The following is a 10,909-nucleotide window of genomic DNA, read 5'->3' as shown; positions in this document are numbered from 1 at the left end:
GGCGCGGATCGCGACCGTGCCGTCCGCGGCAGGCTCGCCCCCGGCGGCCGGGCCCAGCGAGCGTACGCCGGGCAGGGCGCCGCCCGTCGGGTCCGCGGGCGCGCTCGACGGGGCGGGCAGGCGCGGGTCGGCGGGCGCGCCGCCCCGGTCAGGCGTACGCGGATCCTGGCCGCCTCCCCACGCGACGCGGTTGTCGCGCTCGCCGCCGAAGCCGGTCTGGCGCGCGGCGTCGGCCTGCCAGGCGGTGGCCGGCTCCGGGCGTGACGGTTGGTCGTCCGGCTCCTCGTCGAAGAAGACCGGACCGGTCTCCTCCACCGTGGCCGGGGCCTGTGGCTTGGCCGCAGGCGCGGCGTCGGCCGTGGTTGCCGCCGAGCCGGGTGCAGAAGGCATCGCCTCGCCCGTCTTGGGTGCTGGCCGGCTCGTGCCGGGTACCCAGGCAGCACCGTTCCAGTACCGGACATATCCAGGAATGGACGGATCCGGGTAGTAGCCGGGCGTGGGGCTGCCGTCGCCGGTGGCCGGGGTGGGGGCGCTCATCACCGTGGTCCCGTATCTCCTCGAGAGCCTCAATTCAAGGCTCCACATCTATCAGACCCACGCACATCCCCGGGCCGGTCCTGCCGTAACGCCCACTTTCCAGTCACGGAGCCATCACAGAAAGTTGTTGCCGAAAGACGCGTCATAGCCGCGCGGGAGCGCGGTCCCTCCCTGCAAGGCCCGCTCACAAGGCCTCGTACTTGAAGGAAGGGCACTGTCATGCACACCATGGTGGAACGCGAGCTTGAGCTCCAACTGGTGCTGTCGCCCGAGCTCAGCATCGCCGTCCCGTCCCGGCTGACCTACCGCACGGACGACCCGTACGCCGTGCACATCACCTTTCACATCGGCTCCGACACCCCCGTCAAGTGGGCCTTCGCCCGCGAGTTGCTGGGCGAGGGGGTGTTCAGGCCGTGCGGCCACGGTGACGTCCGGATCTGGCCGACCAAGGTCGAGGGGCGCAGCGTGGTACTGATGGCTCTGAGCTCCCCCGGCGGCGACGCACTGCTCGAAGCGTGCGCCGCCGTGGTGTCCAGCTGGCTGGAGCGGATCCTGCGGGTGGTTCCTCCGGGCTCCGAGTCCGAGCACCTCGACATCGACGAGGGCCTCGCCAAGCTGCTCGCGCCCACCGCGGCCGACGATCTGTGGCTGCCCAAGGCCTGGCCGTCGGACGAGTCGTCGCAGAGTGACAGCTAGTGCCATGGCCGGAGATGTTGGCCGGGTCCGTCCGACGAACGGTTCGTCCTCAAGCTCCCCCCCCAGACTTCGTCCGGGGGGACCCCCAACGGGCTGGAAAACCCAGCCCGTCCGGCGCTTGAGGACACGCGCGGCCGACGGCCGCGCAACCCGGTGAACCTTCGCGGTCACCGCACTGGACGCGGTCAGTCGGTGACGTACGTATGCGTGATGAATTCGATGGAGTGGCCGTCGGGGTCGTCGATGTACACCCCACGGCCGCCGAAGAGGTGGTTGATCTGCTGCGGCTTGTCGTGTGCGGGGTCGGCCCAGTACGGCAGTTCACGGTCTGTGATCCGGCCGAAAATCTCGTCGAACTCGCCCTCGGAGACCAGGAAGGCCAGATGCTGGGAGGTTATGCGGCCCCGTTCATCGAGATAGTCGAGAGTAACGCCGCCCTCCAGCGGCAGGCTGGCGAACGGGCCGAAGGGCTTGGGCTCCGGCCCCCCGATCAGCTCGGCCAGAAAGCGGGCGCCGGCGAACCGGTCGCGGCTGTGAACGATGGTGTGGTCGAGGCGTGGGGGCACGGCTCCTCCTCTGCGGTGTGAGGCGGTTTGACTTCTCCCTTCACGCTATGCGGAGAGCGTTGTCCGGACCATCGGGCATGGGTCGTCGTGCTGCGGACTCAGAAGAGCTTGCCGGGGTTGAGGAGACCGAGCGGGTCGAAGGCCTGCTTGATGCCGCGCTGCATCTCCATGCCCACCGGGCCGAGTTCACGCGCCAGCCACTCCTTCTTCAGTACGCCGACGCCGTGTTCGCCGGTGATGGTGCCGCCGAGCTCCAGGCCGAGAGCCATGATCGCGTCGAAGGACTCACGGGCGCGCCTGGACTCGTCCGCGTCGGTGTGGTCGAAGCAGACGACGGGGTGGGTGTTGCCGTCGCCCGCGTGCGCGCAGACGCCGATGGTGAGGTCGTACTTCTCGGCGATGGCGGCCGTGCCCTCGATCATCGCGCCGAGCTTCGAGCGCGGCACGCAGACATCGTCGACCATCGTGGCCGGTTTGATGGTCTCCAGGGCGGTGAGCGACAACCTCCTCGCCTGGAGGAGGAGTTCGGACTCGGCGACGGTGTCGGCCGGGACGACCTGGGTGGCGCCCGCCGCGCTGCACAGCGCGCCGACGGCGGCCAGGTCGGCGGCGGGGTCCGGGGTGTCGAAGGCGGCGAGGAGGAGTGCCTCCGTGGAGTCGGTCAGGCCCATGTTCGCCATGGCGTTGACGGCGTGGACGGTCGTACGGTCCATGAGCTCGAGCAGTGAGGGGGTGTGGCCGCGCTCCATGATCGCGCAGACGGCGTCGCAGGCGGCGGCAGCGGAGTCGAACTCGGCGGCGAGCACGAGCTGAGCGGGCGGCTGCGGGCGGAGCGCGAGGACGGCCTTGACAACGATGCCAAGGCTGCCTTCGGAGCCGACGAAGAGGCGAGTGAGGTCGTAGCCGGCGACGCCCTTGGCGGTGCGGCGGCCGGTGGTCATCAGGCGGCCGTCGGCGAGGACGACATCCAGGCCGAGAACGTACTCGGCGGTCACTCCGTACTTGACGCAGCACAGGCCGCCGGACGCGGTGCCGATGTTGCCGCCGATGGTGCACATCTCCCAGCTGGAGGGGTCCGGCGGGTAGTACAGGCCGTGTTCGCCCACCGCGCGGGACAGCACGGCGTTGACGACGCCCGGCTCGACGACGGCGATCCGGTCGACCGGGCTGATCTCCAGGATCCGGTCCATCTTGGTCAACGACAGCACGATGCAGCCGTCGGAGGCGTTGGCGGCGCCGGACAGGCCGGTGCGGGCGCCCTGCGGGACGACGGGCACGCGCAGTGCTGTCGCTGTGCGCATGACGTGCTGGACCTGCTCGACAGTCCGCGGCAGAACAACGACGGCGGGGGTGCCCGCCGCGCAGAAGCTCGCCATGTCGTTGGCGTAGGAGACCGTGACGTCGGGGTCGGTAATCAGGGCTTCGGCAGGCAGACCGGCGCGCAGCCGCTCGAGAAGATCGTCCATGGTGCAAGCCTCGCACCGGGGGGCCATCGGTGTGAACCCGTCTGCGTTCAGCCTCGCAGGGCGGGGTGTGTTCTTCGTATTGACTACGCGCTGGCGCACAGTGAGCGCCATGAAGAGCGAACACGTGAAGAACGCCGCGCTCGGCACGCTGGTCGGGGCGACGCTGGCTGTCGGGGCGATCACGCTCGCGCCCGGGTGGGGCAACGAAGGGCCGCGGCCCACGCCGGGCGCGGCCGGGCGGGCGGCGGCGGCGGTGGACTCGGGGGCGCCTGCCAGTCTGCTGGATCTGACCGCGCTGATCGCGGACCGGGAGCGATGGGTACGGGCGCACCCGCGGGACGAGGAGTCGTGGGCCGTTCTGGGGTCGGCGTACGTGGAGCGGGGCTCCCGGCTGGCGGAACCGGCGTACTACACACAGGCGGAGGAGGCGCTGCAGCGCTCGCTGGACGTGCTGCCGGGCGACGAGGGAAACGTCGACGCGCTGGTGGGGCTCGCGGCGCTGGCCAACGCCCGGCACGACTTCGCCAAGGCGCGCACGCTGGGCGAGAGCGCGGCCGAGCAGAAGCCGAAGCGGTGGACGGCGTATCCTGTGCTGATCGACGCGTACAGCGGGCTCGGCGACTACGAGGCCGTGGGTACGGCGATGGACAAGCTCACGAAGCTGCGCCCGGGCGCGCAGACGCTCGGCCGGATGGCCCAGGTCTACCGGGACCGCGGCTGGCGCGAGGACGCGGCGGCGAAGGCGTACGACGCGGTGGGCAGCGCCGAGACGCCCGCGGAGAAGGCGGCCGCGCTGCACCGGCTGGGCGACCTGGCGTGGGAGCGGGGCGAGCCGGCGGAGGCGATCGAGCAGTACGACAGGGCGCTGAAGCTGGCGCCGGACCACCATCCGTCGTTGGGGTCACGAGGGCGTGCGCTGGCTGCGCTGGGCCGTACGGATGAGGCTTTCCACGACTACGAGTCGGCGCTCGACCATGCCCAGCTGCCCGAATACGCCCTGGAGGCGGGCGAGTTGTATCAGTCGCTGGGGCTGGACGGGGACGCGACGTCTCAGTACGAGAAGCTGCACTCGAGGTCGGAGCGGGCGGGGATCGACGGGGTGAACGAGGAGCTCGTGCTCGGCCTCTTCGAGGCGGACCACGGCGATCCGCAGACGGCGGTCCGTCGCCTGCAGGCCGAGTGGGACCGGGGGCACCAGAACATGCACGTGGCGGACGCGCTGGGCTGGGCGCTGTTCCGCACGGGCAGGGCGACGGATGCGCTGCCCTACGCAAAGACGGCGACGGACCAGGGGCTGCGGAGCCCGCTCTTCGCGTACCACCGTGGCGAGATCGAACGTGCCCTGGACCTTGCCGGCCCGGCCCGCCGCCACCTCTCCGAGGCGCTGCGGATCAACCCGTACTTCTCACCCCTGCTGGCCCCCGCGGCAAGGGAGGCGCTGGACGTGCTGGGGGAGCCGCCGCCGGGCGGGCCGAAGTATGTGACGGGCTACGAGTCCGAGGAGATGGAGACCGATTGGGACTGGGCGTCGGAATCGGAATCGGAATCGGAATCGGATTGGGGATCGGGATCGGATTCGGGATCGGATTGGGGATCGGGATCGGGATCGGATTCGGGATCGGGTGAAGGTGCGGCTTTGGAGGACGAGCAGGTGTCGGCACCGTCGGACGGGCGCTCGGACGCGCCTCCGGAGAACGAGGAGGCTTCCCCGCCGCCGGACGGGATGCCCTTGGACGCCGCCCAGGAGACGCAGTCGCCGTCGGAGCGCCAGAGCGTGGAGACGGTAGAGGCTCCGGCGAGCCCGACATCGTCGCAGGAGAGCGAGTGAGGGGCCCGGCCCAACGCCGCCGATCCGCGGCGGCAGCCTCAAGCCCGCCGTCGCGCTGCGGCGTCGCCGGTGAACAGCAGCGCGGACGAGGCAACATGGGAGCTGAGCTCCCGCGGCGCGGCGCCCGGCCGGGACACATGAGGCGACGGCCCGCTCACGCCGCCGATCGTAGGCGGTCCTGCGGCCCCACGGGTCAGGATTCGTGGGGCCGCGGGACTCGGGCGCCGGTCGCTACAGGTTTCCGCGCTTCTCCTGCTCGCGCTCGATCGCCTCGAAGAGCGCCTTGAAGTTGCCCTTTCCGAAGCCCATCGAGCCGTGCCGCTCGATCATCTCGAAGAAGACCGTAGGCCGGTCCTGCACCGGCTTGGTGAAGATCTGCAGCAGATAGCCGTCCTCGTCGCGGTCGACCAGGATCTTCAGCTCGCGCAGCGTCTCGACCGGCACCCGCGTCTCGCCCGCCCACTCGCCGAGCGTGTCGTAGTACGAGTCGGGCGTGTCCAGGAACTGAACTCCGGCCGCACGCATGCTCCGTACCGTCGCGACGATGTCGTTCGTGGCGAGCGCGATGTGCTGGACGCCGGCGCCGCCGTAGAACTCCAGGTACTCGTCGATCTGCGACTTCTTCTTCGCGATCGCCGGCTCGTTGATCGGGAACTTCACCTTCAGCGTGCCGTCGGCCACGACCTTCGACATCAGTGCGGAGTACTCGGTGGCGATGTCGTCGCCCACGAACTCCTTCATGTTGGTGAAGCCCATGACCTTGTTGTAGAAGGCCACCCACTCGTTCATCCTGCCGAGTTCGACATTGCCGACGCAGTGGTCGATGGCCTGGAAGGTGCGCTTGGCGGGCGGCTCGACGATCGGGTCGGCGGTGGCGAAGCCCGGCAGGTACGGACCGTCGTAGCCGGAGCGGTCGACCAGCGTGTGCCGGGTCTTGCCGTACGTCGCGATCGCGGCCAGCACCACCGTGCCGTGCTCGTCCTTGATCTCGTACGGCTCGGTGATGCCGCGGGCGCCGTGCTCGGTGGCGTACGCGTACGCGGCCCGCGCGTCCGGCACCTCGATGGCCAGGTCGACGACGCCGTCGCCGTGCTCGGCGACATGCTCGGCGAGGAAGCGGCCCCAGTCGGTGGAGTGCTTGATGACGGAGGTGAAGACGAAGCGCGCGGCGCCGTTGCTCAGCACGTAACTCGCGGTCTCGCGGCTGCCGTTCTCCGGTCCAGAGTACGCGACCAGCTTCATGCCGAAGGCGGTGGAGTAGTAGTGCGCGGCCTGCTTGGCATTGCCGACAGCGAAGACGACCGCGTCCATTCCCTTCACCGGGAAGGGGTCTGCCTTGCGCGCGGTGTCCGGGGTGTGATGGATGGTCTCAGTCATGACGGCAGACTCCCGCCCATCCACAAGATGCGCAATGGTTTGTGTTCCTCCTGGGCAATCTGTATAGCGTATGAGCACTATGGAGGGGCTATCTGTACAGGATGACCATTCGGGAGACGCCATGGCGATCGATCATCTGGACGGCCGGCTCATCGTCCTGCTGGCGCGCGAACCGCGGATAGGGGTGCTCGAGGCGTCCCGCCGCCTTGGTGTGGCCCGCGGCACCGTGCAGGCCCGCCTGGACCGCCTTCAGTCAAATGGCGTCATCCGCGGTTTCGGCCCGGACGTCGATCCGGCGCCGCTCGGCTACCCCGTCACCGCCTTCGCGACCCTGGAGATCAAGCAGGGACAAGGCACGGATGTACGCGCCCATTTGGACGGCGTCCCCGAGGTGCTGGAACTGCACACCACCACCGGTCACGGTGACATGCTCTGCCGGCTCGTCGCCCGTTCCAACGCCGATCTCCAGCGTGTGATCGACCGGGTTGTCGGTTTTGATGGCATCGTGCGGGCGTCCACGGCGATCGTCATGGAGAATCCGGTCCCCTTGCGGATCATTCCGCTGGTGGAGCAGGCTGCGGAGGACGAAGAGGTCTGAGGTGACACGGTGTGAGCTTCTGGGGCTATCTCGCGGGACACCACCAGCAGCTGCTCACCGACGCCTTCCAGCAGGCCAGCGCCGTCTTCCAGTGCATGGTCATCGCCACCCTGCTGGGCATTGCGATCGCCCTCCTCACCTACCGCAGCTCCTGGGGCGGGAATCTGGCCATCACCTCCACGGCCACCATCCTCACCATCCCCTCCCTCGCCCTGATCGGTCTGCTGATCCCGATCGTGGGCCTGGGCGTGCCACCCACGGTGATCGCCCTGACGCTGTACGGGCTGCTGCCCGTCGTCCGTAACGCCATCGTGGGACTGCGCGGCGTGGACCCCTCCCTGGTGGATGCCGCCAAGGGCATCGGGATGTCCCGGACGGCCCGGCTGTTCCGGGTGGAGCTGCCGCTCGCCTGGCCGCCGATCCTCACCGGCATCCGGGTCGCCACCCAGATGCTGATGGGCATCGCCGCGATCGCCGCGTACGCCTCGGGGCCCGGACTCGGCAATGAGATCTTCCGCGGCATCGCCTCGCTGGGCAGCGCCAACGCGATCAACCAAGTCCTGGCCGGCACCGTCGGCATCATCATCCTCGCCCTGCTCTTCGACGCCGCGTACGTCCTGCTCGGACGGTTGACCATTCCCAGGGGGATCCGTGACTGAGACCGAGACCGGGACGGCTGCCGCTTCGGCCGCCTCCGGCGCCCGCATCCAGCTGGAGAACCTCACCAAGCGCTATCCGGGCAGTCCGAGTCCGGCCGTGGACAACGTCTCGCTGGAGATCAAGCCCGGCGAGACGGTGATCCTCGTGGGTCCGTCCGGCTGCGGGAAGTCGACCACGCTGAAGATGATCAACCGGCTGATCGAGCCGACGTCGGGGCGGATCAGGATCGACGACGAGGACGTCACCGACATCGACCCGGTGAAGCTGCGCCGGAAGATCGGATACGCGATCCAGTCGTCCGGGCTCTTCCCGCACATGACGGTCGCGGAGAACATCGCCCTCGTACCGAAGATGGTCGGCTGGTCGAAGCCGAGGGTGAAGGACCGGGTCGAGGAGATGCTCGATCTGGTGGGGCTCGACCCACGGGAGTTCCACGGGCGCTATCCGCGGCAGCTGTCGGGCGGCCAGCAGCAGCGGGTGGGCGTCGCGCGGGCGCTGGCGGCGGACCCTCCCGTGCTGCTGATGGACGAGCCGTTCGGGGCGGTCGACCCGATCACCCGCGATCATCTGCAGGAAGAACTGATCCGGCTCCAGCGCGAGTTGCACAAGACGATCGTCTTCGTCACCCACGACTTCGACGAAGCGATCAAGCTCGGGGACCGGATCGCGGTGCTGCGGGAGCGTTCGCACATCGCGCAGTTCGACACCCCTGAGGCGATCCTCACCAATCCGGCGGACGACTTCGTCTCCGGATTCGTGGGCGCGGGCGCGGCCCTGAAGCGGCTCAATCTCACGCGCGTACGAGATGTCGGGATTGCCGACTTCCCTACGGTGTCGGTGGACGACCCGCTCCAGTTGGTCTTCAACAAGCTGCGCGAGAGCCCGTACAACGAGCTCCTGATGCTGGACCGCAGGAACCGCCCCTACAAATGGCTGCGGCGCGGTGATCTGATGCGCGCCAAGGGGTCGCTGGCCCGGGCCGGGCAGCTGGTGCACGACACAGTGACCCGGGACGCGACGCTGCACGACGCGCTGGAGGCGGTGCTCACCGACTCCAGCGGGCGGGTCGCGGTGACCGGGCGGCGCGGCGAGTTCATCGGCGTCGTCGACATGGAGACGCTGATGAACTCCGTACAGGAGATGCTGGAGGCCGACCGGCTCGCCGCCATGGAGCACCAGCACGATCTGGAGGAACTGCGCCACCACCAGACCGAGGTGGAGCTGGAGGGCGGTGCGGGCGGATGAGCGACCTCTCTCAGGCCGAGGTGGACCTGCCGGCCGAGGAGGAACAGGAGCCGGCGCCGCCGCCACCGCCACCGCCCCGGTTCACCTGGCAGAAGCTGGTGGTGCTGCCGTGCGTGCTCGCCGTCGTGCTGCTGGTGACCTTCCTGTGGATCTCGAACACCGAACTCGACGCGATCGCGGAGAACTCGCTGTCGGGCGGCAATGTGCAGCTGCGGCTGTGGCAGAGCGTCCAGCTCACCGCGATCTCCACCTTCTGGGTGCTGATCATCGCGATCCCGCTGGGCATCGCCCTCACCCGGCCGGGGCTCAGCCGCGCGGCCCCCGTGGTCACCGCGACCGCCAACGTCGGCCAGGCAACCCCGGCGATCGGCCTGCTGGCGCTGCTGGTGATCTGGCTGGGCATCGGCCCGTCCACCGCGATCATCGGCATGGTGATCTACGCGGTGCTGCCGGTGCTCTCCAACACGGTGGCCGGTCTGAAGGCGATCGACCCGCAGCTGGTGGAGGCCTCGCGAGGGATCGGCATGTCCGCGATGGGCACCCTGAGGAAAGTCGAACTGCCGCTCGCCGTACCGCTGATCCTGGCGGGCGTGCGGACCGCGCTGGTGCTGAACGTCGGCACGGCGACGCTGGCCACCTTCGGCGGCGGCGGTGGCCTGGGCGACCTGATCACCTCCGGCATCCAGACCCAGCGAATGCCGGTCCTGGTGCTCGGCTCGGTGCTGACGGTGGCGCTGGCGCTGCTGGTGGACTGGCTGGCCTCACTGGCCGAGCTGGCGCTGACGCCGCGCGGACTGGAGGCGTGATGCGGTACGTGCGTACGGCGCTGAGCGCGGCGGTCGCCTTCACACTGGCGCTGACGGGCCTGACCGGCTGCGGGCTCAAGAGCGGCTCGCCGATGGTGGACGACGTGGCGCCGGGCTCGGTCGGCAGGGGCGAGCCGCTCAAGGGCGCGTCACTGACGGTCGCTTCGAAGAACTTCAGCGAGAACATCATCCTGGGCCAGATGATCGGTCTGATCTTCAAGGCGGCGGGCGCGGAGGTGCTTGACCGTACGAACCTGCCCGGCTCGATCAGCGCGCGCCAGGCGATCGTGGGCGGCGACGCGGACGCGATGTACGACTACACCGGAACCGCCTGGATCACCTACCTGGGGAACCAGAAGCCGATCGTCGACCCGCAGGAGCAGTGGCAGGCGGTGCACAACGCGGATCTGAAGAACGGCGTGACCTGGCTGCCGCAGTCCACGCTCGACAACACCTACACGCTGGCGATCAGCAAGCAGAACAACGCGAAGTACAAACTCAAGACCATGTCTGACGTGGCGGCGCTGTCGAAGAAGGACCCGTCGGCGGTGACGCTCTGTGTGGAGAACGAGTTCGCCTCGCGCGAGGACGGGCTGCCGGGCATGGAGAAGGCGTACGGGATGGAGATCCCGGCCGGGAACATCAAGAAGATGGACGCCGGGATCATCTACACGCAGGTGTCGAAGTCCAACTCGTGCCTGCTGGGCGAGGCGTACACCACCGACGGCCGGATCAAGGCGATGGATCTGGACACGCTCGCGGACGACAAGCACTTCTTCCCCAACTACAACGCGGCGCCGGTGATCCACAGCGCGACGATCGACAAGTGGCCGGCGATCGCGGGGCTGCTGAACCCGCTGAGCGCGCGGCTGACGACGCAGATCGCGCAGGACCTGAACGCGAAGGTGGACGTGGAGGGGGAGGACCCGCACAAGGTGGCGATGGACTGGCTGATCGGGCAGGGCTTCATCAAGAAGGGCTAGGCCCTGACCGGGCGATCTTCGAGGATCAGCCCGCGGCGTCAGATGCATGGGCTCTCCCCAGGCCCGAAGGGCCTGGGGGACGCATCGCAAGGCGGTGGGGGCACCCCCGGACGAAGTCTGGGGGTGATCGCCCTCGTACTGGACGTA

The 10,909-nt window shown here is 69.1% G+C and carries 11 protein-coding genes; 7 read left to right on the top strand and 4 right to left on the bottom strand.

Annotated elements, in window-relative coordinates:
* Nucleotides 1-537: DUF2510 domain-containing protein (locus tag ACWDO5_RS33410; protein WP_450534309.1), on the bottom strand; the 537-nt coding region annotated here is incomplete at its 3' end.
* A 219-nt stretch (nt 538-756) separates the two neighbouring features.
* Here ACWDO5_RS33410 and ACWDO5_RS33405 point away from each other — a divergent pair.
* Nucleotides 757-1,233: an SsgA family sporulation/cell division regulator gene (locus tag ACWDO5_RS33405; protein ID WP_450534308.1), complete on the top strand. Its 477-nt coding sequence runs from the start codon at nt 757-759 to the stop codon at nt 1,231-1,233.
* 185 nt (nt 1,234-1,418) lie between these two features.
* On the opposite strand, the gene ACWDO5_RS33400 is transcribed toward ACWDO5_RS33405, so the two are convergent.
* Together ACWDO5_RS33400 and ACWDO5_RS33395 are read right to left on the bottom strand one after the other, a co-directional pair.
* Nucleotides 1,419-1,799 (bottom strand): VOC family protein, encoded by a 381-nt coding sequence (locus ACWDO5_RS33400; protein ID WP_450534307.1) that lies wholly within the window; start codon nt 1,797-1,799, stop codon nt 1,419-1,421.
* A gap of 98 nt (nt 1,800-1,897) precedes the next feature.
* Complete coding sequence (locus ACWDO5_RS33395) at nt 1,898-3,265, bottom strand: FAD-binding oxidoreductase (protein WP_450534306.1); 1,368 nt, start codon at nt 3,263-3,265, stop codon at nt 1,898-1,900.
* Nucleotides 3,266-3,374: 109 nt separating this feature from the next.
* Between ACWDO5_RS33395 and ACWDO5_RS33390 the strand changes: the two genes are divergently transcribed.
* Nucleotides 3,375-5,093: a tetratricopeptide repeat protein gene (locus ACWDO5_RS33390; protein ID WP_450534305.1), complete on the top strand. Its 1,719-nt coding sequence runs from the start codon at nt 3,375-3,377 to the stop codon at nt 5,091-5,093.
* 231 nt (nt 5,094-5,324) lie between these two features.
* On the opposite strand, the gene hppD is transcribed toward ACWDO5_RS33390, so the two are convergent.
* Entirely contained in the window at nt 5,325-6,470 is a 1,146-nt protein-coding gene (hppD, locus tag ACWDO5_RS33385) for a 4-hydroxyphenylpyruvate dioxygenase (RefSeq protein WP_450534304.1), read from the bottom strand.
* Between the two features lie 121 nt (nt 6,471-6,591).
* Here hppD and ACWDO5_RS33380 point away from each other — a divergent pair, with 121 nt between their 5' ends.
* The 5 genes from ACWDO5_RS33380 to ACWDO5_RS33360 are packed head-to-tail and all read left to right on the top strand — an operon-like array spanning nt 6,592 to nt 10,762.
* Nucleotides 6,592-7,068 carry an Lrp/AsnC family transcriptional regulator gene (locus ACWDO5_RS33380; protein ID WP_450534310.1) on the top strand — a complete coding sequence of 159 codons (477 nt, stop codon included), beginning with the start codon at nt 6,592-6,594 and terminating at the stop codon, nt 7,066-7,068.
* A gap of 11 nt (nt 7,069-7,079) precedes the next feature.
* On the top strand, nt 7,080-7,727 hold the full coding sequence (locus tag ACWDO5_RS33375; protein ID WP_450534303.1) for an ABC transporter permease: 648 nt from the start codon (nt 7,080-7,082) through the stop codon (nt 7,725-7,727).
* A complete protein-coding gene (locus ACWDO5_RS33370) occupies nt 7,720-8,973 on the top strand; it encodes a betaine/proline/choline family ABC transporter ATP-binding protein (RefSeq protein ID WP_450534302.1) in 1,254 nt (417 codons plus the stop codon). Before ACWDO5_RS33375 ends, ACWDO5_RS33370 begins: the two co-directional genes overlap by 8 nt.
* Nucleotides 8,970-9,779, top strand: a complete 810-nt coding sequence (locus ACWDO5_RS33365; protein ID WP_450534301.1) for an ABC transporter permease — start codon at nt 8,970-8,972, stop codon at nt 9,777-9,779. Before ACWDO5_RS33370 ends, ACWDO5_RS33365 begins: the two co-directional genes overlap by 4 nt.
* The gene (locus tag ACWDO5_RS33360; protein ID WP_450534300.1) at nt 9,779-10,762 is read left to right on the top strand and encodes a glycine betaine ABC transporter substrate-binding protein; all 984 of its coding nucleotides are present in this window, start codon (nt 9,779-9,781) and stop codon (nt 10,760-10,762) included. The genes ACWDO5_RS33365 and ACWDO5_RS33360 overlap by 1 nt, the downstream gene beginning before the upstream one ends.
* Nucleotides 10,763-10,909 lie beyond the last annotated feature (147 nt).

The organism is Streptomyces sp. NPDC000880, assembly GCF_053599675.1.
The sequence above is the reverse complement of the archived record's forward strand: the minus strand, read 5'-3'. Positions and strand labels throughout refer to the sequence as shown.

Bases quoted from the DNA above. Each gene is read 5' to 3' on its own strand.
- ACWDO5_RS33395 (WP_450534306.1), bottom strand. From the start codon at position 3,265: ATGGACGATCTTCTCGAGCGGCTGCGCGCCGGTCTGCCTGCCGAAGCC.
- ACWDO5_RS33380 (WP_450534310.1), top strand. From the start codon at position 6,592: ATGGCGATCGATCATCTGGACGGCCGGCTCATCGTCCTGCTGGCGCGC.
- ACWDO5_RS33405 (WP_450534308.1), top strand. From the start codon at position 757: ATGCACACCATGGTGGAACGCGAGCTTGAGCTCCAACTGGTGCTGTCG.
- ACWDO5_RS33365 (WP_450534301.1), top strand. From the start codon at position 8,970: ATGAGCGACCTCTCTCAGGCCGAGGTGGACCTGCCGGCCGAGGAGGAA.
- ACWDO5_RS33390 (WP_450534305.1), top strand. From the start codon at position 3,375: ATGAAGAGCGAACACGTGAAGAACGCCGCGCTCGGCACGCTGGTCGGG.
- ACWDO5_RS33360 (WP_450534300.1), top strand. From the start codon at position 9,779: ATGCGGTACGTGCGTACGGCGCTGAGCGCGGCGGTCGCCTTCACACTG.
- hppD (WP_450534304.1), bottom strand. From the start codon at position 6,470: ATGACTGAGACCATCCATCACACCCCGGACACCGCGCGCAAGGCAGAC.